Consider the following 21719-nt stretch of genomic DNA (forward strand, 5'->3'; position numbering starts at 1 on the left):
CTCCTTCTTCACCTCGCCCAGGATGCGCACGCCCAAGCCCGGGCCCGGGAAGGGGTGGCGGTAGACCATTTCGGCCGGCAGGCCCAGCGCCACGCCCAGTTCGCGCACCTCGTCCTTGAACAGTTCGCGCAGGGGTTCGAGCAGCTTCAGGCCGAGCTGCTCGGGCAGGCCACCGACGTTGTGGTGGCTCTTGATGGTGGTGGCCTTCTTGGTCTTGGCGCCACCGGACTCGATCACGTCGGGGTAGATGGTGCCCTGGGCCAGCCACTTCACGTTGCGCAGCTTGGCCGACTCTTCCTCGAAGATCTCGACGAACAGGCGGCCAATGATCTTGCGCTTGGCCTCGGGCTCGTCCACGCCCTTGAGCGCGGCGAAATAGCGGTCGGCCGCGTTCACGCGGATGACCTTGACGCCCATGTGCTCGGCGAACATCGCCATCACCTGGTCGCCTTCCTGCCAGCGCAGCAGGCCGGTGTCCACGAACACGCAGGTCAGGCGCTCGCCGATGGCCTTGTGCAGCAGCGCCGCGACCACCGAGGAGTCGACGCCGCCGGACAGGCCCAGCAGCACCTCGTCCTCGCCGACCTGCGCGCGTACGCGCTCGATCTGGTCGTCGATGATGTTCGCGGCGGTCCACAGCGTGGCGCAGCCGCAGATGTCCACCGCGAAGCGGCGCAGCATCTGCTCGCCGGACTTGGTGTGGGTGACCTCGGGGTGGAACTGCACGCCGTACCAGCGGCGCGCGTCGTCGCCCATGGCGATGATCGGCACCGCGGCGGTGCGGGCGGTGACCTGGAAGCCCGGCGGGATCGCGGTGACGCGATCGCCGTGGCTCATCCACACGTCCAGCCGCGGCGGGCTGCCGGCGTGGTCCTTGAGGTCGTCGAGCAGGCCGCACTCGGCCACGACCTCGACCTCGGCATAGCCGAACTCGCGGTGGTGGCCCGCCTCGACCCGGCCGCCGAGCTGCATCGCCATGGTCTGCATGCCATAGCAGATGCCGAGGATCGGCACGCCGGCGTCGAACACTTCCTTGGGCGCGCGGGGCGAGCCGTCCTCGACGGTCGACTCCGGGCCACCGGAAAGGATGATGCCCTTGGGCGCGTACTTCGCGATCTCGGCCGGGTCGTGGTCCCAGGCCCAGATCTCGCAGTAGACGCCGAACTCGCGGATCCGGCGGGCGATCAGCTGCGTGTACTGCGCGCCGAAGTCGAGGATCAGGATCTTGTCGCTGTGGATATCGGAATGCATAGGAGTTAGTGATTAGAAGTTAGGAGGTAGTGGAAGCGGGGGCGGCGCGCGATGGTGGATCGGGGCGAGTTGGGCCCTCACTAACTCCTGACTCCTATCCACTAACTCCTGCCCTTCAGCCCATCCGATAGTTCGGCGGTTCCTTCGTAATCTGCACATCATGCACATGCGCCTCGCGCGTGCCCGCGTTGGTGACGCGCACGAACTTCGGTCGCGTGCGCATCTCCTCGATGGTGGCGCAGCCGACGTAGCCCATGGAGGCGCGCACGCCGCCCGCCAGCTGGTGCACGATGTTGCGCAGCAGGCCGCGGTAGGGAACGCGGCCCTCGATGCCTTCCGGAACCAGCTTGTCGGCGTCGGAGGCGTCCTGGAAATAACGGTCCTTGCTGCCCTGCTCCATCGCGCCCAGCGAGCCCATGCCGCGGTAGCTCTTGTAGCTGCGGCCCTGGAACAGTTCGACCTCGCCCGGGGCTTCCTCGGTGCCGGCGAACAGGCCGCCGATCATGATGGTGCTGGCGCCGGCCACCAGGGCCTTGGCGATGTCGCCCGAGTAGCGGATGCCGCCGTCGGCGATCAGCGGGATGCGGCCCTTGAGCGCCTCGGCCACCATGCCCACCGCAGTGATCTGCGGCACGCCCACGCCCGCGACGATGCGCGTGGTGCAGATCGAGCCCGGGCCCACGCCGACCTTCACCGCGTCGGCGCCGGCGTCGAACAGCGCCAGCGCGGCGTCGCCGGTGACGATGTTGCCGCCGATGACCTGCAGGTTCGGGAAGGTTTTCTTGACCCACGCGACGCGGTCGATGACGCCCTGCGAGTGGCCGTGGGCGGTGTCGACCACCACCACGTCCACGCCGGCCGCCGCCAGCGCGGCGATGCGCGCCTCGGTGTCGCCGCCGACGCCGACCGCGGCGCCGACCAGCAGCTGCTCGTCGGCGTCCTTGGCGGCGTTGGGGTTGTCGCGCGCCTTCTGGATGTCCTTGACGGTGATCAGGCCGCGCAGCGCGAAGCTGTCGTCCACCACCAGCACTTTTTCGATGCGGAACTTGTGCATCAGCTGCAGGACTTCGTCGTCACTGGCGCCTTCGCGCACCGTCACGAGCTTGTCCTTCTTGGTCATGATGTGGCGGACCGGATCGTCCAGCTTCTTCTCGAAGCGCATGTCGCGGCTGGTCACCAGGCCCACGAGCTGGCCGCCGTCCACCACCGGCACGCCGGAGATGTTGCGGGCGCGGGTGAGGCGGATCACTTCGCCGATGGTGGTGTCGGGGCCGACGGTGAAAGGCTCGCGGATGACGCCGGCCTCGAAGTTCTTGACCTGGGCGACGTGCGCGGCCTGCTGCTGCACCGACATGTTCTTGTGGATGATGCCGATGCCGCCGAGCTGGGCCATCGCGATGGCCAGGCGCGCCTCGGTGACGGTGTCCATGGCGGCGGACACGATCGGCAGGTTCAGCGAGATGCCGCGGGTGAGCTGGGTGCCCAGGCTGACGTCCTTGGGCAGGACGGCCGAGTGCGCGGGAACGAGGGATACGTCGTCGAAGGTCAGCGCTTCGGCCTGGATGCGCAGCATGGAGCGGCTCCGGGGATTGGGAAGCGCGCAATTATAGCCGGGTCGCCCCTCCCCCGGACAGAACACTGTAGGAGGGCCTTCAGGCCCGAAGCTTTTCGGCGAAAGGCTTCGGGCCGGAAGTCCCTCCCACAGGGGGCGTGGTTACAGGAGGTCCAGGGAAAGCGCGGGCCACCAGGTGATCAGGGCCACGGCCGCCGCCAGCACCAGGAAGAACGGCACGCAGGCCCGCACCAGCACCAGCACCGGCTGGCCGAAGCGGTAGGCGGCGATGAACAGGTTCATGCCCACCGGCGGGGTGAAGTAGCCCAGCTGCAGGTTGGCCAGCATCACGATGCCCAGGTGCACCGGGTGGATGCCGAAGCCCGCGGCCACCGGCAACAGCAGCGGGGTCAGGATCACCACCGCCGAGAAGATGTCGAGCAGCATGCCCACCACCAGCAGGAACAGGTTGAGCAGCAGCAGGAACACCCAGGGGCTGTCGACGTGTTCGCTGAGCGCGGCGAACAGGGTGGCCGGGACCTCCTGGTCCACGAGCCAGTTCGAGAGCGCCAGCGCGGCGCCGAGGATCAGCAGGATGGCGCCGACCAGGCGCATCGATTCCGCCATGACCCCGGGCAGTTTCCGGAAACTTATTTCCTTTTTAACCAATACAGTTACGATCAATACATAAAGTGCCGTAACAGCTGCGGCCTCGCTCGCCGCCAGCGCGCCGGTGTAGATGCCGCCCAGCACGATCACCGGCAGCGGCAGCTCCCAGGCGGTCTCGCGCAGGGCCCGCGCCAGCTCGGCGGTGTCGAACCGGTGCCGGGGCTGTGCGATGCCCTTCCCCACCCACATCGCATGCAGGGACAGCAGGGCCACCATCAGCAGGCCCGGCAGCAGGCCGGCCAGGAACAGGTCGGGGATGGTCACCGGCGGGTCCGAGCCCATCTGCCCGGCCACGAACCCATAGAGGATCAGCGGCAGCGAGGGCGCGAACAGCAGGCCCAGGCTGCCGGCCGCCGTCACCAGGCCCAGGCTGTAGCGCTCGCCGTAGCCGGCCTGCCGCAGCGCCGGGTACAGAAGCGCGCCCAGCGCCACGATGGTCACGCCCGAGGCGCCGGTGAACGCGGTGAAGAAGGCGCTGGCGACGATGGCCACGATCGCCAGCCCGCCTGGCAGCCAGCCCAGCAGCGCGTTCGACAGCCGCACCAGCCGCTTCGGGGCCTGGCTTTCCCCCAGCAGGTAGCCGGCCAGCGTGAACAGCGGGATCGCGATCAGCCCGGGCATGTCCCCGAGCCGGTAGAACTCGACGGCCACCGCGATCAGGTCGTAGCCGGCCAGGTGGAAGCCCAGCAGCGCGATCGCCGCGATCACCGCGAACAGCGGCATGCCCAGCGCGGCCAGCCCCAGGATGACGGCCAGCCCGACGCCGAGGCTCACGGACTGCCCTCGCCCATCACCGCATGCACCGGCGGCGGCAGCGCGGCGGCCACGAGGAAGCGCAGGCCCATCAGCCCAAAGCCGGCCGGCAGCGCCAGCATCGGCACCCAGCTCGGGATGCCGGCCACGAAGGGCACCGGCGCCTCGCGCTCCAGCCCGACCAGGCCCACGCCCAGCCACGCCAGCCACAGCGCGATGACCGCGGCCGCCAGCTGCGCCACGGCCCAGAGCACCCGCTGCGCCCCGGCGGGCAGCGCGCGCGGAAGTGCATCAATGGCGATGTGCTTGCCGGTGCGGGTGGCGCCCAGCGCCCCCAGCAGCGCCAGCCACAGCACGCCGGCGCGGCTCACCGGCTCGGCCCAGTCCAGCCCGGAATCGAACAGCAGGCGCAGCGCGATTTGCGCCACCGAAAGCAGCAGCAGCGCGCCGAGCAGGCTCGCCAGCAGCGCGTCCTCGACCCGGTGCAGGCGGCCCAGCCAGCGCTCGAGCATCAGGGCGTCTTCTGGGCCAGCGCCTGGCGCACGGCGGCGAGCAGTTCGGGCGAGATCTTGCGCTGCGCCTCCATCTCGCCGATCAGCTGGCGGCCCAGTGCCTGCCAGCGGCGGGCCTCGGCCGGATCCATCGGCGACACCTTCAGGCCCTGCTTCCTCATGGCTTCCAGCGCCGCCGCATCGTCGCGGCGCGTGTTGGCGTCCATGCGCTTGCCGGCCTCGGCGAAGGCCTTGGCGAGCACCGCCTGGTCGGCCGGCGAAAGCCGCTTCCAGGCCTTGTCGTCCACCACCAGGAACCCGACCACGAAGGTCAGCGGCAGGTCGACCATGTGCTTCATCTTGCCGTGCCACTGCAGCACCACCGCGCCGCTGGGCGTGTTCACCACGGTGTCCACCAGGCCGGTCTGCAGGCTGGTGAACACGTCGCCGATCGGCAGCGGGATGGTGCTGACGCCGCCCATCTCGAAGATGCGCGCGGCGACGGCGTCGTTCTGCGGGACCCAGAGCTTGCGGCCGGCCATGTCGGCGGCGGTGCCCAGCGGCTTGTCGCCCATGAGGTAGGCGAAGCCGAGGCCGGAAACGCCGAGCATGCGGATGCCGCGCTCCTCGAAGCCCTTGGCGAGCAGGGGGTCGACGGCCGCGCGCACGCGGTCCACCTCCTCCCACGAGGACATCAGGAACGGCAGGCTGTAGATCGGCGCGTCGGGGTACACCAGCGACAGTTCGCTCGAGGTCAGGATGCCGCCCTGCAGCTGGCCCAGGCGCATCTTGCGCAGCACCACCGCGTCGTTGCCCATCACGCCGCCGGGATAGAACTTCACGTCCACGCGGCCGTCGGTGCCCGCCTTCACTTCGGCGGCGGCGGCGCGCAGTTCGCGCATCCAGGCCGAGCCGTCCGGCGCCAGCGTGGCGATCTTGATGGCCTGCGCCGCCGCGGGTGCGGACAGCACCAGCGCCAGGCCGAAGGCGAACAGGCAGCGGGCGAAGCGGGTCGACGTCACGGGCGCATCCTCAGAAATAGTCCTTGCCGCTTTCCACCAGCGCCGCGGCGCGCTGCTGGGCCAGCACATTCATCAACGTAAAGCCGGGTTCGGCGGGGTCGGCGGCCAGCACCTCGGCCAGCAGGCGGTCGTGCAGTGCCTGGTCGAACAGCAGGCGCGCGTAGTACTCGGCCATCAGCGTCTTGGCGTAGAGGTTGCGGCCACCGGACAGCGCCTGCGCCTGCTCGAAGTGGGCGCGGCCGCGCGCGGGCTGGCCGCCGATGGCCTCGGGGCGCAGCGAGTGCAGCACGCCGAGGTAGACGTGCGGCATGCCCCGCGCGTGGGCGGCGTCGGTGGCGACCACTTTCTCGAGCAGCGCCTGCACCTTGGGCAGGTCGGCGATGGCGCCCCAGTCCTCGCTGTTGGCCTGCAGGAAGCCCACCCAGGCCGCGGCCAGCGCGTAGTGGCCGGCGACGTCCTTCGCCGGCGCGGCCGCGAGCGCGGCGTTGAAGGTCTCGATGTCGGCGTCGAGCGCGTCGCAGAGGCGCGCATCCTGCGCGCAGGTGCCGCGGCGGGCGTAGTCCATCGCCTTGGCGGCCAGCCGGCGCGAACGCGCCTTGTCGTCGCCGGTGAAGTTGCCGGCGTAGGCGCCATTGAGTTCGGCCGCGGCGAACAGCAGGCCGGCGTTGCGGCGATCGCCGGGCTTCTGCCCTTCCACCAGGCCGTCGATCAGCAGCAGGTAGGCCGGCAGGCCGTCGCGCACGGTGGCGGGGTCGTTGCTGTTGGTGATGGCGCTGCCCAGCTGCGCGGCCAGCTGGTCGCTGGCGCGGCCGACCAGCGTCGCGCAGCCGGCCAGCGGCAGCATGGCCGCGATCAGCAGGAGGCGGGGCGCGAGGCGTCGGGTCATGGCCATGAGTGTTGATGCTCCGGCGTCATCATGACGCGACGGTGGCATCGGAGGCGTCCGCGGCCTCCAGCGTGTTCTGCATCAGGGTGGCCACGGTCATCGGCCCCACCCCGCCCGGCACCGGGGTGATCCAGGAGGCGCGCTCGAAGGCGGCGTCGAAGCCGACGTCGCCGACCAGGCGGCCATCGTCGAGGCGGTTGATGCCGACGTCGATCACGACCGCGCCCGGCTTGACCCATTCGCCCGGCACCAGGCCCGGGCGGCCGACCGCGACCACCAGGATGTCGGCCTCGCGCACGTGTCGTTCCAGCACCTCGCGCGGGGTGAACTTGTGGCAGCTGGTGGTGGTGCAGCCGGCGATCAGCAGCTCCAGCGCCATGGGCCGGCCAACGTGGTTGCTGACGCCGACGATGGTGGCGCTCTGCCCGCGCACGGGCCGGTCGGTGTAGGCCAGCAGCGTGGTGATGCCGCGCGGCGTGCACGGCCGCAGGCCGAACTGGCGCAGCGCCAGGTGGCCGACGTTCTCGGGATGGAAGCCGTCCACATCCTTGCGCGGGTCGATGCGGTGGATGAGCCAGGTGGCGTCGCGGTTCCCGGGCAGCGGCAGCTGCACCAGGATGCCGTGGATCGCCGGGTCGGCGTTGAGGCGGTCGATCAGCGCGGCCAGCTCGGCGTCGGTGGTTTCCGCCGGCAGGTCGTAGTCGATGGCGCGGATGCCCACCTTCTTGGCGGCGCGGCGCTTGTTGCGCACGTAGACGGCGGAGGCCGGGTCCTGGCCCACCAGCACCACGGCGAGGCCAGGCGCGGGCTTGCCGGCTGCGATGCGGGCCTGCACCCGGCGGGCGAGGTCGTCGAGCAGGGCGTCGGCGATGCCTTTGCCGTCGAGGATGCGGGCGGTCATGGCGCTCCGGGTACAGTGGGGGCGGCCCCGCGCGGGCGGGTCCGGGTCGCGAAATGCGATTATCCCCGAACCCTTCCCTGCCCGGCTACCGGAAAATGACCGACACCATCGCCTTCGAAGCCGCCGCCTTCCGCCGGCTGGTCGCCCACCTGCGGCAGCGCACCGACGTGCAGAACATCGACCTGATGATCCAGGCCGGCTTCTGCCGCAACTGCCTGTCCACCTGGTACGAGGAAGCCGCCGCGGCCGCCGGCACCCCGATCGGCAAGGATGCCGCCCGCGAGGCCATCTATGGCATGCCCTTCCCCGAGTGGAAGGCGAAGTACCAGCCGGAAGCCACGCCCGAGCAGCTCGCCGCCTTCGAAGCCGCCCGCCGCGCCCACCCCTGACGACACCCTGTGGGAGGGACTTCAGTCCCGATGCCTTTCGCCCAAAGGCATCGGGACTGAAGTCCCTCCCACAAAAAAAAGCCCCGGCCAATCGACCGGGGCGGTAAATCCCACTGACGGGAGAGAGATCTCGGTTCAGGCGCGCTTGCGCGAACGCGCGGTCGTGCGCTTGGCGCGGGCCTTGCGCTTGGCCGGGGCGCGCTTCACGCCCAGCTTCACCAGCACCGGGGCCAGCGCGGTTTCGACCTGGGCGCGGGCCTGGCGGACGAAGGATTCGGCCTGGTCGCGGGTCTGGCGGGCGATGGCTTCGGCCTGGCCAAGCTTGGCCTGGGCCTGCTTGCGGCCCAGCGAGACCGCGCCGATGCCGGCCAGGATGACGGCGCGCGGGCTGATCTCGGTCTTGCGGGCGGGGCTGCGGCGGCGGGTCGGGTTCGAGCGGGTCATGGGACACCTCGTGGCGATGGCCGGGATGGCCGTTCGCGCCCGAGTCTGTGCCGCCGCACCCGAGCAATCACACTAGCCGCGCTTGCGGCCCGCCGGGCCCCGCGACATGCTGGCCTCCCCTGCACGGAGACCCGCCATGGCTGCGAAGAAATCGACCTGGGCCAAGTTCCCGCACGAGGCCAAGGCCTTCGACCAGTCCGGCGACAAGCTGAAAAAGGCGTGGCCGTCGCTGCACGCCGGCGACTGCGAACCCTTTCCCGACGACAAGCGCGCCGCCGCGCTGATCAAGGCCGCCGGCAAGGCCGCGCCGAAGGGCCTGGACGCCGCGGCGCTGGCCGAGGCGCTGCAGGAGGCCTGGCGCGCCTTCCACCGCGGTGACTTCCAGCAGGCCTTCGAGGCGGGCTCGGCCCTCGGCCCGGTGGGCGCGTCCGTCGCCTGCAAAGCGCTGGCCATCCACGCCACGCACCTGGTCGATGACGAGGACGAGCAGCTCGCGCGCTACGAGCAGGCCGGCAAGCTGGCCGAAGCCGCCATCGCCGCGCTGCCCGACGAAGCCAACAGCCACTACCGCTACGCCCACGCCATGGGCCGCTACAGCCAGGGCATCTCGATCGCCAAGGCGCTGAAGATGGGCCTCGCCACGAAGGTCAGGAAAGCGCTCGAAGCGACGCTCGAACTCGCGCCCAAGCACGCGGAGGCGCACACCGCGCTGGGCCTCTACCACGCCGAGATCATCAGCAAGATCGGCGCGCTGGTGGGCGGCATGACCTACGGCGCCAAGGCCAGCGAGGCCGAGAAGCACCTGGCCACCGCGCTGAAACTGACGCCCGATTCCCCCATCGCCCACTTCGAGCACGGCAACCTCCTGCTGCTCCTGCACGGCGACAAGAAGGAAGACGCCGCCGCCACCGCCTACGAGAAGGCCGGCAAGCTCAAGCCCAAGGACGCGATGGAAAAGCTCGACGCTGAACTGGCGAAGGCGCAGTTGGAGTGATTCCAACCCACCCATCGGAACCGAGCATGCCGAAACGATCGATCTACCTCGCCGCATTATTGGTCCTGGCCACCTTGTCCGGTTGCGAAGCGCCTGCCGTCGGGCCGAACGGTGAATTGGGTGATGTGTACCGGGTTGAGCAGGGCAATCCTGCAATGGAGCGAGCCTACGTGCGCGCCCGCGAAGGCCGGGACCGCTTCCTCGAGACTTGGCGCAGCCCGCCGCCGGACTCCTCGGGATTCGCGGTCAAGGTAGGGGTGTCTGAAGGCGAGGACACGGAGTACTTCTGGATCACGCCCTTTCGCGAAGAGGCAGGGAGGTTCATCGGCACAGTCAGCAACGAGCCAACCATGGTCCGGCTGGTAAGCCTGGGGAGCGAGATCTCGTTCTCGAAGGCCGAGATCGTGGACTGGATGTACTTTCAGGGCGAGGCCGTGGTAGGCAACCATACGGCTTGCGCGATGCTTGAAAACTCGCCTGTCGCGGAGCGCACGGAGCTCAAGCGTCAGTATGGCCTTCAGTGCGATGGCCTCTGGTAGGCAGCAAGCGTGCTGCGCCGCCCCAACATAGCCAAAAAAATGGCCACCCGAAGGTGGCCATTCCCTGGAACTGGTGGGCGGTACAGGGCTTGAACCTGTGACCCTCGCCGTGTGAAAGCGATGCTCTACCGCTGAGCTAACCGCCCGGAAGACAGCGCGAATCTTACGTGGCCGCCCCCCGGGTGGTCAAGAACGCGGCTCACTGCTGCTTGCTGGCCTGCATTTCCGCGGCCTTGGCCGGGGGCGAGAAGGTCTCGGCCCGGGCCTGGTCCCAGAACACCTGGAACACCGGGTGCTCCGGCACCGCCTCCAGCAGCTGCCCCTGCGGCACGAAGTGGTGCAGCTTGGCCAGCGAACGCACCTCGGTGGACGAGACCCGGCGGATGATGTGCTCCGGCCCGATTTCCAGCGGATGGCGCAGGCCGGCCGCGGCCAGCAGCTCCTTCAGCGCCACCAGCGTGTTGCGGTGGAAGTTGGCCACGCGCACCGCCTTGCCGTCGGGGTCCAGCGCCGCCTGCCGGTTCGGGTCCTGGGTGGCGATGCCGGTCGGGCAGCGGTCGGTGTGGCAGCTCTGGCTCTGGATGCAGCCCAGCGCGAACATGAAGCCGCGCGCGGCGTTAACCCAGTCCGCGCCCAACGCCAGCGTGCGGGCGATGTCGAAGGCGGTGACGATCTTGCCGGCCGCGCCGATCCGGATCTTCGACCGCAGGTCCAAGCCCACCAGCGTGTTGTGCACCAGCAGCAGCGCCTCGCGCATCGGCGCCCCGACGTGGTCAGTGAACTCCAGCGGGGCGGCACCGGTGCCACCTTCGCCGCCGTCCACCACGATGAAATCCGGCAGGATCCCGGTCTGCTTCATCGCCTTGGCGATCGCGAACCACTCCCAGGGGTGGCCGATGGCCAGCTTGAAGCCGGTCGGCTTGCCGCCCGAGAGCGTGCGCAGCCGGTCGATGAACTGCAGCAGCTCGATCGGCGTCGAGAAGGCGGAATGCGCCGCCGGCGAGTGGCACTCCACGCCCTGCGGCACGCCGCGCGCCTCGGCGATCTCGGCGCTGACCTTCGCCGCCGGCAGGATGCCGCCCTGCCCCGGCTTGGCGCCCTGGCTGAGCTTGAGCTCGATCATCTTCACCTGCGGGTCGCAGGCATTGATGCGGAACTTCTCCTCGTCGAAGCCGCCTTCGGCGTTGCGGCAGCCGAAGTAGCCCGAGCCGATTTCCCACACCAGGTCGCCGCCGTGCTCGCGGTGGTAGCGCGAGATCGAGCCTTCGCCGGTGTCGTGGTAGAAGCCGCCGAGCTTCGCGCCCTGGTTCAGCGCGCGGATGGCGTTGGCCGACAGCGAGCCAAAGCTCATCGCCGAGATGTTGAACACGCTGGCCGAATACGGCTGCGCGCGTCCCTCGCCGAGGGTGATGCGGAAATCGTGCGAGTCGATCTTCGCCGGCTGCAGCGAATGGTTCATCCACTCGTATTTGTCGCCGTAGACGTCGCGCTGGGTGCCGAACGGACGCTTGTCCAGCACGTTCTTCGCGCGCTGGTAGACGATGGCGCGCTGCTGCCGCGAAAACGGCAGCTCGACGGTGTCGGACTCGATGAAGTACTGCCGGATCTCCGGCCCGATCGACTCGAGCGCGTAGCGGAAATGCGCCGTGACCGGGAAATTGCGGCGAAGCGCCTGCTTGCGCTGCACGAGGTCCCAGGTGCCCAGTAGCGACAGTCCGCCGAACACGGCCAGGCCCCAGCCGGCGACGGGCGTCAGCGTGACCGCATAGCCGAACGCCAGCGTCAGCAGCAGGCAGGTGGCGAAGGGCCAGTAACGGGCAGGCAGCATGCTCGGCTCCCGGCTCAGGCGGCGGGGCGCGCCTTGAGCACGCGGTAGATGTCCCAGAACCCGGCGACGGCGATGCCCGCGATCACCAGGTAGACCAACTGCACGATCATGCTCGCGGCCCAGGCCATGTCGCCGTCGCCCATGTCCACGGCGTCGTATATCCACGGCACCGCCCAGCGGGCGAGGATGCCAACGACGAAGCTGGCGGCCACGATCGCGAACCCCAGGATGCGCGTGCGCTGCCAGCACGCCGCCAGCAGCAGCACCGCCGCCAGGTCCACCGCGAAATAAAGGAACCCCACCAGCCACATCGACATCGCGTCGCTACTCCCCTGCGTGCGTGGTGCCCGGGGTGGGGGTCGAACCCACATGGCCTTGCGGCCGGGGGATTTTAAGTCCCATGCGTCTACCAGTTTCGCCACCCGGGCTTGCCACGATGGTGCCGCAACCCGCCGTGCGTCGCCAGCGCTGTGGTTCGCGGTAGTGGGGGTTCAAATGATCGAACGCGGATCAGAGCGGATTCCCGCGGATGAAGGCGGATGCAGCAAAGCTTGGAGTTGGGCTGGTGGAGATAGGAATGGCTTGGCTTGGCTCGATCGGGTGGCCTCGGCCCCCTCCAAGCTTGATCCGCTCTTATCCGCGTGAATCCGCTCTGATCCGCGTTCGAATGGTGAACCCCCATCCGAAGCCAGCCCCACGCCAACGCCAAGGCCCAGGCCAAAAAAAACCCCGCCGGAGCGGGGCTTCAACACTGGAGGCCGAGGTCGGAATTGAACCGGCGTACGCGGATTTGCAGTCCGCTGCATAACCACTCTGCCACCCGGCCGGATAGCGTTGCCGGAAGCTTAGCGCGTCCAGCGGCGGTTGCCACCGCCTTAAAAAACAAAACCCCGGCGGGCGGGGTTTTGTCTGGAACTGGAGCGGGAAACGAGACTCGAACTCGCGACCCCGACCTTGGCAAGGTCGTGCTCTACCAACTGAGCTATTCCCGCAAGAGACGCGCATTTTGGGGGAAGCCCCCGAGGGTGTCAACACCCTTTTTCAAATCAGCCCTTCTTCCGCATCGTCGGCCAGGCCGCGTGCAGGTAGTCGAAGCCGGACCACAGGGTCAGGGCCGCCGCGATCGCCAGCAGCCATTCGCCGATCCGGAACACCGGCAGGCCCAGCAAGTCTTCCTGGAACAGCAGGCAGCTGATGGCGGTCATCTGGACGATGGTCTTGAGCTTGCCCAGCCCCGCCACCTTGACCAGGCCGTGCGCACCCATCTGCGCCATCCACTCGCGCAGGGCCGAAATGGTGATCTCGCGGCCGATGATCACGGCGCTGAGCAGGGCCATCCACGGGGTGTCGTGGCGCTCCACCACCAGCAGCAGCGCGAAGGCCACCGTCAGCTTGTCGGCCACCGGGTCGAGGAAGGCGCCGAAGGCCGAATACATGCCGTAGCGACGCGCGATCCAGCCGTCGAGCCAGTCGGTGAGCGCGCCGAAGATGAAGATGCCGGCGACCGCGAGGTTGGTCCAGCCGTAGGGCAGGTAGAAAACGACCACCATCACCGGGATCAGCAGGATCCGCATCAGCGTCAGCATGGTGGGGATGGTGAGGGTCACGGCGTCCTGCTCAGGCTTCGTTCCGGGGCGATTGTGCCTCAAGACCGTGGAGCGCGGCGTAGATGCGCTGGGCCAGCGCGTCGTTGACGCCCTCGACGCGGGCGATTTCCTCGGCACCCGCGGCCTTGAGCCCGGCCAGGCCACCGAAGTGCTTGAGCAGGCTCGCGCGGCGGCGCGGCCCGATGCCGGGGATGTCCTCGAGCCGGCTGGTCTCGCGCGTTTTCTGGCGCTTGCCGCGGTGGCCGGTGATGGCGAAACGGTGTGCCTCGTCGCGCACCTGCTGCACCAGCTGCAGGCCCGGCGACGCCGCCCCCGGGCGCAGCTCGCGGCCATCGGGCAGCACCAGGGCCTCGTGCCCGGCGCGGCGGGCCTCACCCTTGGCCACGCCGACCATCGCCACGCCCTGCACGCCCAGTTCGTCCAACACCGCGCGGGCCTGGGCAAGCTGCCCGGCGCCGCCGTCGATCAGCAGCAGGTCGGGCAGCACGCCCTCCTCCACCCCGCGCCGGAACCGGCGCTCCAGTGCCTGGTGCATCGCCGCGTAGTCATCGCCCGGTTCGATGCCGGTGATGTTGTAGCGCCGGTACTGGCCGCGCACCGGGCCCTCGCCGTCGAACACCACGCACGAGGCCACGGTCGCTTCGCCCATCGTGTGGCTGATGTCGAAGCACTCGATGCGCGCGGGCGGTTCGCCCAGGCCCAGCATCTCCTGCAGCGACAGCAGCCGCGCGCGCTGGCTGGCGCTGCTGGCGGCCTCGGTGGCCAGGGCCAGCGCCGCGTTCTGGCGGGCGATCTCGAGGTAGCGCGCACGCTCGCCGCGCACCGAAGACTTGAGCTCGACCTTGCGCCCGGCCTGCGCGCTGAACACCTCCTGCAGCAGCGCCTCGTCGGCGATCGCGTGGCTGAGCACGATCTCGCGCGGCGGGCGCTGCTCGAGGTAGTACTGCGCCACGAACGCGCCCAGCACCTCCTCCGGGCTCTCGGCGCCGTTGGGCCGCGGGAAGAAGCTGCGCGTGCCCTGGTTCAGCCCGTTGCGGAAGGCCATCAAGAGCACGCAGGCCGCGCCCTGGTCCATCGCCAGCGCCAGCACGTCCATCTCGACCTGCTCGCCCTCGACGTACTGGCGGGCCTGGATCTTGCGGATGCCGGCGATCTGGTCGCGCAGCACGGCGGCCTGCTCGAACTCTAGCCGCTGGCTGGCCTCGTCCATGGCCTTGCCGAGTTCGTCCACCAGCTCGGTGCTGCGGCCTTCGAGGAACAGCACCGCGCGCCGCACCGTGGCGTCGTACTCGCGGGTCGGCACCAGGCCGACGCAGGGCGCGCTGCAGCGGCCGATCTGGTGCTGCAGGCAGGGCCGGCTGCGGTTGCGGAATACGCTGTCCTCGCAGCTGCGCAGCTTGAACAGCTTGAACATCAGGTCCAGCGTCTCGCGCACCGCGCCGGAGCTCGGGTACGGCCCGAAGTAGCGCCCCGCCATCGCCCGCGGCCCGCGGTGGTAGCCCAGCTTCGGCCAGGTCTCGTCGGTGAGCAGGATGTGCGGATAACTCTTGTCGTCGCGCAGCAGCACGTTGTAGCGCGGGCGCAGCGACTTGATCAGCTGGTTCTCGAGGATCAGCGCCTCGCTCTCGGTGCGCGTCACCGTCACTTCGATGCGGGCGATCTGCGCGACCATCAGCGCGATCCGCCGCGACGGCAGTTCCTTCAGGAAATAGCTGCCGACGCGCTTCTTCAGCGAAAGCGCCTTGCCGATGTAGAGCACCTGCCCGTCGGCGCCGTACATGCGGTAGACCCCGGGCGCCGGGGTCAGGTCGCGGACGAAGGCCTTGCCGTCGAACGGGGCCGGCGCGTCGCCGGCGGGCGGGGAGGCCTGGGCCGTCATTCGCCGATCGGCAGGCGGCCGAGCGTGCCGCTGGCCAGGTCGAAGCGCAGCACCTCGTGCGCGCCCGTGTTCGCGATCCACAGCGAGCCGGCGCCGGCGGCCAGCGCGGCCGGCTGGTCCAGCGGCTGCGGCAGGTCGTGCGTGCTCATTTCGCCGCCGCCGAGGCGCAGCTTGCGCAGGCTGCCGTTGTAGCTGTCGGCAACCCACAGCACCGGCGAGCCGGGGTCGAGCGCCAGCGCCATCGGCAGCTGCATGCGGGCGTCGCGGCGCTGGCCGTCGTGCTCGCCGAATTCATACAGGCCCTGCCCCACCAGCGTCTGCACCTGGCCCTGCGCGACCTGGATGGCGCGGATGGCGGAGGTGGCCGAATCGGCGACGTACAGCGTCTGCTGCACGAGGGCCAGCCCGGTCGGATGCGCGAACATCGCGCTGCGCGCCGGGCCGTCGACGATGCCCAGCTCGCCGGTGCCGGCCAGCAGGCGCAGCCGGGCCTGGGCGAGGTCGTACTCCCAGATCTGGTTGCTGCCGGCCATCGCCAGGTAGAGGCGGTCCAGGGTGCCGGTGACGTCGCAGGGTTGGTTCAAAGGCAGGGTCGCGTCGCCGACCTGCTGGCCTTCGCGCACGGCCCCGGGGCGGCCGTTGCCCAGCACGGTCTCGACCGCGCCGTCGAGCAACCGGATGCGGCGCAGGGCGTGGTTGCCGGTGTCGGCGACATACAGCGATTCGCGCACCAGGCACATGCCGCGCGGATAGCGGAAGGCGGCGATGTCGGCCGGGCCGTCGAGGTAGTCGCCGTGGCCGGTGCCGAATTCGCGCAGCACGCGGCCCGAGTGGGTGCACTCGAGGATGCGGTGGTGGCCGGTGTCGGCGACGTAGAGATGGCTCTCGCCCACCGCCAGGCCCGCCGGGAAGGCCAGCGGCAGTCGCGATTCGCCGCCCGTGCGGCGCGGCGGCTGGACCGGGCGCACGGCGCCGCCCACTTCGTCGATCAGGCCGGCGATGGCGGCATCCAGGGCCGGGCCCTGGTGGTCGCCGGCCAGCACCTGGCGCAGGCGGCCGCGGGTGTCCACCAGCGCCACCGACGGCCAGGCCTGGATGCCGTAGTGCTGCCAGGTGCTCCAGCTGCGGTCGTTGGCGACCGGGAAGGTCAGGCCGAGGCGGTTGGCGGTCTTGAGCACCAGGCGCCCGTCGAGCTCGGAGTCGAACTTGGGCTGGTGGATGCCCAGCACCGACAACGCCACCGGGTAGCGCGCCTGCAGGCGCATCAGCTCATCGAGCAGGTTGTGGCAGTAGGTCGAGGCCGCGTTCCAGAACACCAGCGCCAGCACGTGTCCCTGCTGCGCGGCCACCGACTGGCGGTCGGCGTTGAGCCACTGCAGGCTCGGCGACAGTTCGGGAGCGGCTTGCTGGGCCTGCGACATGGGGGCGTCCTTCCGGGGGTCGCGGCATTATGCCTGCGGCGGGAGTTTGCGCAGCAGGCCGTGGGCGGCCGCGCGCGCGAGGTGGCAGGTGGCGTCGAAACCGGCGGCGTTGCCGTAGTAGGGATCGGGCACGTCCTCGTCGTCGGCGACCCCGCACCAGGCCAGGGCGAGGTGGATTTCCGCGCGGGCGCCGGGTGGCGCGTGCTGGCGCAGCCAGCGCAGGTTGTCGCGGTCGGCGGCCAGGATCAGGTCGAAGGCGTGGAAGTCCGCTTCCGTGACCGCGCGCGCCCGCTGCTCGCGGATGTCGATGCCGTGGCGCGCGGCGGCGGCGATGGCGCGCGGATCCGGTGGCTCACCGGCATGCCAGCCGCCCGTGCCCGCGGAATCGAGGCGGACGCGGTGGCCGTGCCCGGCGTCCGTGAGGACGTGGCGCGCCCAGCCCTCCAGCAGCGGCGAGCGGCAGATGTTCCCCATGCAAACGAACAATATATTCAATGGGATAGCGTCTATATCTAATCTAGTTTGTCGCCAAGCGCGCGGCGCTCCGCGCGCGCCAGGTCGGCTTCCGTGTCCACCCCCGGCGGGAACGGCACCGGGGTGAGGCCCACGGCGATGCGGTGGCCGGCCTCGAGCACGCGCAGCTGCTCCAGCGCCTCCCACTGCTCCAGCCGGCCGGGCGGCAGCGCGGCGAAACGGCGCAGGAAACCGGCGCGGTAGGCGTAGATCCCGATGTGGCGCAGCGCCGCCGACGCATCGGCGCCCAGCCGGTCGCGGGCGAACTGGTCGCGCTGCCACGGGATCGGGGCGCGGCTGAAGTAGAGCGCGAGCCCATTGGCATCCCGCACCAGCTTCACGGCATTGGGGTCGAACAGCGTCTTGCTGTCTTCGACCGGGGTGGCCAGCGTCGCCATCTCGGCGGCGGACGCGGCCAGGGTCTCGGCCACGGCACGGATGCCCTCGGGCGGCGCGAACGGCTCGTCGCCCTGCAGGTTCACCACGATCTGGTCGTCGCCCCAGCCGAGCTGGTCGGCGCATTCGGCCAGGCGGTCGGTGCCGGAGGCGTGGTCGGCGCGGGTCATGCACACCCGCAGCGGTTCGCCGGCCAGGGCCTGCGCGATGCGGGTGTCATCGGTGGCGACGACCACCTCGCGCGCACCGGCGGCCAGCGCGCGGCGCGCCACGTGCACCACCATCGGCACGCCGGCGATCAGGCGCAGCGGCTTGCCCGGCAGGCGGCTGGCGCCGTAGCGGGCCGGGATGGCGACGATGAATTCAGGCGGGGTCATGGGGCGGGCTCCAATCGGCCAGGCGCTGCTGCAGGGCCGTGAACAGGGCATCGGGAAGCGCTGCGCGGACCGGCACCGCCCAGGCGTCAGGCAGGTCGAACGCGGCGCACTTCACCGCGTCTTTCTCGGTCATCAGCCGCGGGCCGGGCGGTGCCAGGTCCAGCTCGGACGCGGTGAAGGCGTGGTGGTCCGGGAACGGATGCTCGATCGGCGCTAGCCCGGCGGCACGCAGCGCCTCGAAGAAGCGCGCGGGGTGGCCGATGCCGGCGATCGCGTGCACGGTTTGGCCGGCAAAGTCGGCCAGCGGGCGCGATGCGCCGCCGCCCAAGGGCACGGCCTCGGCCAGCACCAGCCGCATCGGCCATTCGCCCGCGGTGGCCTCGCCGCCGTTGACGACGCGATGGTCGACGCGGCGGCCGGCAGGCTCGCGCAGCGGCCCGGCCGGGAGGAGCCGACCGTTGCCGTGGCGCCGTTCGCCGTCCACCACTTCGATTTCGATATCCCGGCCCAGGCGCAGGTGCTGCAGGCCGTCGTCGGCGATCACGAGGTTGCAACCTTCGGCCACCAGGCGCCTTGCGCCCGCGACGCGATCGGCATCCACCCACACGGGTAGCCCGGTCTGCCGCGCAATCAGCAGCGGTTCGTCGCCGCATTCGGACGCCGCCATGCCGGGCGCCACCCGCACCGGCGTGCCCGAGTCGCGGCCATAGCCCCGGCTGACGACGCCGGGACGCCAGCCGCGCTCGGCCAGGCCGCGCGCCAGTGCAATGGTCAGCGGCGTCTTGCCGCTGCCGCCGGCCACCAGGTTGCCCACCACGATCACCGGCACCGGCAGCCGGTGCGTGGGCTTCCAGCCCCGCCGGTAAAGCCAGCGGCGCAGCGCCACCAGGCCGCCGTAAACCGCCGCCAGCGCGCGCAGGCCGGGGCCCGGCGCCACGCCGCCATACCAGCGCCGCAGCAGCCAGTGCGCCAGCGCGGCCTTCACCCGGCCTCCGTCTCGCGGAACTGCATGCGGTGCAGGTGGGCGTACAGGCCGCCGCGCGCCAGCAGTTCGGCGTGGGTGCCCTGCTCCACCAGCCGGCCCGCGTCGAGCACCAGCACCTGGTCGGCATGCTCGACCGTGGACAGGCGGTGCGCGATCACCAGCGTGGTGTGTTCGGGGATCAGGCGGTTGAGCGCGTCCTGCACCAGCCGCTCGGACTCGGTGTCGAGCGCGGCGGTGGCTTCGTCCAGGATCAGGATCGGCGCGTCCTTGAGGATGGCGCGGGCGATGGCGAGGCGCTGGCGCTGGCCGCCCGAGAGCAGGCCGCCGTTCTCGCCGATGCGCGCGTCCATGCCGCCCGGCAGGCGATCGATGAATTCGGCGGCGTTGGCGGCTTCGGCCGCGGCGCGCACGCGGGCCGGATCCCCGCCCGCGGACTGGCCGTAGGCGATGTTGGCGGCGATGCTGTCGTCGAACAGCATGACGCGCTGCCCGACGATGGCGATCTGCCGGCGCAGGTCGGCCAGGCGGTAGTCCGCCACCGGCACGCCGTCGACCAGCACGGCGCCGCCGCTGGGCTCGTAGAAGCGCGGCAGCAGCCGGATCAGGGTGGACTTTCCGCTGCCCGAGCGTCCGACGATCGCGGTGACCGTGCCCGGCTTCGCGGTGAACGAGATGCCGGCCAGCGCCGGCGCCTCCTGGCCCGGGTAGCGGACGGAGACGTCGCGGAACTCGATCTCGCCGCGGGCGTGCACCAGCGGCATCGTGCCGCGGTCGGGCTCGTCCGGCTCGTCGAGGATGGCGAACAGCCGGTCGGCCGCGGCCACGCCGCGCTGGACCAGGCTCTGCACGTTGGTGATGCGCTTGAGAGAAGGCAGCATCGCCATCATCGCGGTGAGCATGGCGACGAAGCTGCCGGCGTCCATCCGCCCCTTCGCCGCCTCGCTGCCGGCCACCAGCAGGATCACGGCCAGCGCCGTGGCGGCCAGCACCTGCACCACCGAGGACGCCGCGGCGCGGGTGGACTCGACCTTGATGCTCAGGCCCAGGTTGCGGTTGATCAGCGCGGTGTAGCGCGCCAGCTCGGACGCCTGGGCGCCGTACACCTTCACTTCCTGCTGGGCCGACAGCGCCTGCTCGGCCGATTGCGCCATGTTGGCCACGCCGTCCTGGATGCCGCGGTTGATCTGCCGGTAGCGGCGGCCGACCACGCCGGAGATGCCCGCGATCAGCGGCGCCACCACCAGCATCACCAGGGTCACGCGCGGGCTGTACCAGAACATCACGCCCAGCAGGCCGACGATGGTGAGGCTGTCGGTGAGGATGACCTTGATGGCGTCGGAGCTGGCTTGGGTCACCTGCTCGGTGTCGTAGTTCAGGCGCGAGACCATCGAGGGCACCGGCTCGGCGTCGAAGCGCGAGCTGGGCAGGCGCAGGTATTTCTCCAGCACCTCGCCGCGCAGGTCGCGCACCACGCTGCGGCCGGCGCGGGCCATGCCGTAGTCGGTGCAGAAGGTGGCCAGTCCGCGCAGCACGAACAGCCCGATGATGATCAGCGGCAGCGACCAGCGCACTTCGGGGTCGCGGTCGACGAAGGTGCCGTTGATCATCGGCTCCATCAGCCAGGTGAAGGCCGAGGCCGCGCCGGCCTCGAACACCATGCCGACGCCGGCGGCGCCGAGGAAGAACGAATACTTCTTCGCCCGTCCCAGCAGGCGGCGGTAGACGGCCCAGGCCGAGGTTTCCGGCTGGCTCAAGGCGTCGCCTCGGGCGTGGTGGCGATCGAGATCTTGCGGAAACCCGCCTGGCCCAACGCATCCATCGCCGTCACCACCGACTGGTGCGGCGTGCGGGCGTCGGCGCGCAGCACCACCGGCCGCTCGCGGTCCTCGCCGGCGACGCGGGTGATGGCTTCGCGCAGCGAGCCGACGTCGCGCTTGAGCACTTCGTCATTGCCGATGAAGAAGCGGCCCTCGGCATCCACCAGGATCGTCAGGGGTTCGCCCGGGTCGACCTCGGAGTTGGCCTGCGACTGCGGCAGCACCAGCTTCAGCGCCGAGCGCTGGTCGAAAGTGGTGGTGACCACCAGGAAGATGATCAGGCAGAAGACGACGTCGATCAGGGAGACCAGGTTGATCTCCGGCTCGTCCGGCACCCGGCCGGTACTCAGCCTCATGCTTCGCTCCGCTTGGCGCGCGGGGCCTTGGCCGGCGGCGGCGCGGCGCCCTCGTCGAGCGCGTCCAGCAGCGCGGTGGCCTGCTTCTCCATGTCCACCACGTAGCCGGTCACCCGGCCGCGCAGGTAGCGGTGGAACATCACGGCCGGGATCGCCACGCAAAGGCCCGCCGCGGTGCTGATCAGGGCCTGGCCGATGCCGCCGGCGAGGCGGTTGGCGTCACCGACGCCGGCGGTGAGGATGTCTAGGAACATCTCGATCATGCCGAACACCGTGCCCAGCAGGCCCAGCAGCGGGGTGACCGCGGCGATGGTGCCGAGCGTGTTCAGGAAACGCTCCATCCGGTGCGCGACGTGGCGGCCGACGTCCTCGATGCGCTCCTTGATCAGCTCGCGCGGGCGGTGGCGGACGTCCAGGCCGGCGGCCAGCAGCTCGCCCAGCGGGGAGTTCCGGCGCAGCACGTCGATGTGCTTGGGATCCAGCACGCGGCCCCGGGCCCATTCGCGGACTTCCTCGCCCAGGCCGGGCGGCAGCACTTCCTTGCGACGCAGGCTCCAGAATCGCTCCAGGATGATGGCCAGGGCCAACACCGCCAGGAGGATGATCGGCAGCATCACCCAGCCGCCCGCTTTGATCAGTTCCAGCACGC

At 70.3% G+C, this 21719-nt stretch carries 22 protein-coding genes and 4 tRNA genes; 3 read left to right on the plus strand and 23 right to left on the minus strand.

All coding sequences use genetic code 11. The features are described 5' to 3' along the window. From guaA to folD, 7 genes are all read right to left on the minus strand, one after another. Window positions 1-1251: glutamine-hydrolyzing GMP synthase (gene guaA / locus VFV21_RS11175; protein WP_329669504.1), on the minus strand; the 1251-nt coding region annotated here is incomplete at its 3' end. Window positions 1252-1366: 115 nt separating this feature from the next. Beyond that, entirely contained in the window at window positions 1367-2824 is a 1458-nt protein-coding gene (guaB, locus tag VFV21_RS11180; protein ID WP_329669505.1) for an IMP dehydrogenase, read from the minus strand. Window positions 2825-2965: 141 nt separating this feature from the next. Then, on the minus strand, window positions 2966-4246 hold the full coding sequence (locus VFV21_RS11185) for a TRAP transporter large permease subunit (RefSeq protein ID WP_329669506.1): 1281 nt from the start codon (window positions 4244-4246) through the stop codon (window positions 2966-2968). After that, window positions 4243-4737 (minus strand): TRAP transporter small permease, encoded by a 495-nt coding sequence (locus VFV21_RS11190; RefSeq protein ID WP_329669507.1) that lies wholly within the window; start codon window positions 4735-4737, stop codon window positions 4243-4245. The genes VFV21_RS11185 and VFV21_RS11190 overlap by 4 nt, the downstream gene beginning before the upstream one ends. Continuing rightward, window positions 4737-5738, minus strand: coding sequence for a TRAP transporter substrate-binding protein DctP (gene dctP / locus VFV21_RS11195; RefSeq protein WP_329669508.1), 1002 nt, complete (start codon window positions 5736-5738; stop codon window positions 4737-4739). The genes VFV21_RS11190 and dctP overlap by 1 nt, the downstream gene beginning before the upstream one ends. Before the next feature lie 10 nt (window positions 5739-5748). After that, entirely contained in the window at window positions 5749-6624 is an 876-nt protein-coding gene (locus VFV21_RS11200; protein WP_329669509.1) for a TRAP transporter TatT component family protein, read from the minus strand. Between the two features lie 28 nt (window positions 6625-6652). Beyond that, window positions 6653-7525, minus strand: a complete 873-nt coding sequence (gene folD / locus VFV21_RS11205) for a bifunctional methylenetetrahydrofolate dehydrogenase/methenyltetrahydrofolate cyclohydrolase FolD (protein WP_034211292.1) — start codon at window positions 7523-7525, stop codon at window positions 6653-6655. 95 nt (window positions 7526-7620) lie between these two features. Between folD and VFV21_RS11210 the strand changes: the two genes are divergently transcribed. Then, window positions 7621-7914, plus strand: coding sequence for a DUF1244 domain-containing protein (locus VFV21_RS11210; RefSeq protein ID WP_329669510.1), 294 nt, complete (start codon window positions 7621-7623; stop codon window positions 7912-7914). A 135-nt stretch (window positions 7915-8049) separates the two neighbouring features. Here the strand turns inward: VFV21_RS11210 and VFV21_RS11215 are convergent, their stop codons facing one another. Beyond that, window positions 8050-8358 (minus strand): hypothetical protein, encoded by a 309-nt coding sequence (locus tag VFV21_RS11215; RefSeq protein WP_329669511.1) that lies wholly within the window; start codon window positions 8356-8358, stop codon window positions 8050-8052. A gap of 136 nt (window positions 8359-8494) precedes the next feature. On the opposite strand from VFV21_RS11215, the gene VFV21_RS11220 reads away from it, so the two are divergent. Together VFV21_RS11220 and VFV21_RS11225 are read left to right on the plus strand one after the other, a co-directional pair. Then, the gene (locus VFV21_RS11220; protein WP_329669512.1) at window positions 8495-9352 is read left to right on the plus strand and encodes a hypothetical protein; all 858 of its coding nucleotides are present in this window, start codon (window positions 8495-8497) and stop codon (window positions 9350-9352) included. Window positions 9353-9378: 26 nt separating this feature from the next. Then, window positions 9379-9891: a YegJ family protein gene (locus tag VFV21_RS11225; protein ID WP_329669513.1), complete on the plus strand. Its 513-nt coding sequence runs from the start codon at window positions 9379-9381 to the stop codon at window positions 9889-9891. A gap of 71 nt (window positions 9892-9962) precedes the next feature. Here VFV21_RS11225 and VFV21_RS11230 read toward each other — a convergent pair. The 15 genes from VFV21_RS11230 to VFV21_RS11300 form a co-directional block, all read right to left on the minus strand. Continuing rightward, window positions 9963-10037 (minus strand) — tRNA-Val (locus VFV21_RS11230). 53 nt (window positions 10038-10090) lie between these two features. Continuing rightward, window positions 10091-11719, minus strand: a complete 1629-nt coding sequence (locus VFV21_RS11235; protein ID WP_329669514.1) for an FMN-binding glutamate synthase family protein — start codon at window positions 11717-11719, stop codon at window positions 10091-10093. 14 nt (window positions 11720-11733) lie between these two features. Then, entirely contained in the window at window positions 11734-12036 is a 303-nt protein-coding gene (locus VFV21_RS11240; protein ID WP_329669515.1) for a hypothetical protein, read from the minus strand. 24 nt (window positions 12037-12060) lie between these two features. Continuing rightward, window positions 12061-12147: transfer RNA gene (locus tag VFV21_RS11245), tRNA-Leu, on the minus strand. Between the two features lie 324 nt (window positions 12148-12471). Further along, window positions 12472-12545, minus strand: a tRNA-Cys gene (locus tag VFV21_RS11250). A gap of 90 nt (window positions 12546-12635) precedes the next feature. Beyond that, window positions 12636-12711, minus strand: a tRNA-Gly gene (locus VFV21_RS11255). Window positions 12712-12765: 54 nt separating this feature from the next. Further along, a complete protein-coding gene (gene pgsA, locus VFV21_RS11260) occupies window positions 12766-13326 on the minus strand; it encodes a CDP-diacylglycerol--glycerol-3-phosphate 3-phosphatidyltransferase (protein ID WP_034211306.1) in 561 nt (186 codons plus the stop codon). Window positions 13327-13336: 10 nt separating this feature from the next. Next, entirely contained in the window at window positions 13337-15205 is a 1869-nt protein-coding gene (uvrC, locus tag VFV21_RS11265; RefSeq protein WP_329669516.1) for an excinuclease ABC subunit UvrC, read from the minus strand. Further along, complete coding sequence (locus VFV21_RS11270) at window positions 15202-16626, minus strand: redoxin domain-containing protein (RefSeq protein WP_329669517.1); 1425 nt, start codon at window positions 16624-16626, stop codon at window positions 15202-15204. The genes uvrC and VFV21_RS11270 overlap by 4 nt, the downstream gene beginning before the upstream one ends. Window positions 16627-16653: 27 nt before the next feature. Then, entirely contained in the window at window positions 16654-17121 is a 468-nt protein-coding gene (locus VFV21_RS11275; RefSeq protein WP_329669518.1) for a low molecular weight protein-tyrosine-phosphatase, read from the minus strand. Window positions 17122-17138: 17 nt separating this feature from the next. After that, a complete protein-coding gene (gene kdsB / locus VFV21_RS11280) occupies window positions 17139-17912 on the minus strand; it encodes a 3-deoxy-manno-octulosonate cytidylyltransferase (protein ID WP_329669519.1) in 774 nt (257 codons plus the stop codon). Then, a complete protein-coding gene (gene lpxK, locus VFV21_RS11285; protein ID WP_414638565.1) occupies window positions 17899-18897 on the minus strand; it encodes a tetraacyldisaccharide 4'-kinase in 999 nt (332 codons plus the stop codon). The genes kdsB and lpxK overlap by 14 nt, the downstream gene beginning before the upstream one ends. Then, entirely contained in the window at window positions 18894-20651 is a 1758-nt protein-coding gene (gene msbA, locus VFV21_RS11290; protein ID WP_329669520.1) for a lipid A export permease/ATP-binding protein MsbA, read from the minus strand. The genes lpxK and msbA overlap by 4 nt, the downstream gene beginning before the upstream one ends. Further along, window positions 20648-21070 (minus strand): biopolymer transporter ExbD, encoded by a 423-nt coding sequence (locus VFV21_RS11295; RefSeq protein WP_329669521.1) that lies wholly within the window; start codon window positions 21068-21070, stop codon window positions 20648-20650. Before VFV21_RS11295 ends, msbA begins: the two co-directional genes overlap by 4 nt. Beyond that, window positions 21067-21717, minus strand: a complete 651-nt coding sequence (locus tag VFV21_RS11300; protein ID WP_329669522.1) for a MotA/TolQ/ExbB proton channel family protein — start codon at window positions 21715-21717, stop codon at window positions 21067-21069. The genes VFV21_RS11295 and VFV21_RS11300 overlap by 4 nt, the downstream gene beginning before the upstream one ends. Window positions 21718-21719 lie beyond the last annotated feature (2 nt).

The sequence above is a fragment of the Arenimonas sp. genome, assembly GCF_036275555.1.
Taxonomy (GTDB): domain Bacteria; phylum Pseudomonadota; class Gammaproteobacteria; order Xanthomonadales; family Xanthomonadaceae; genus Arenimonas.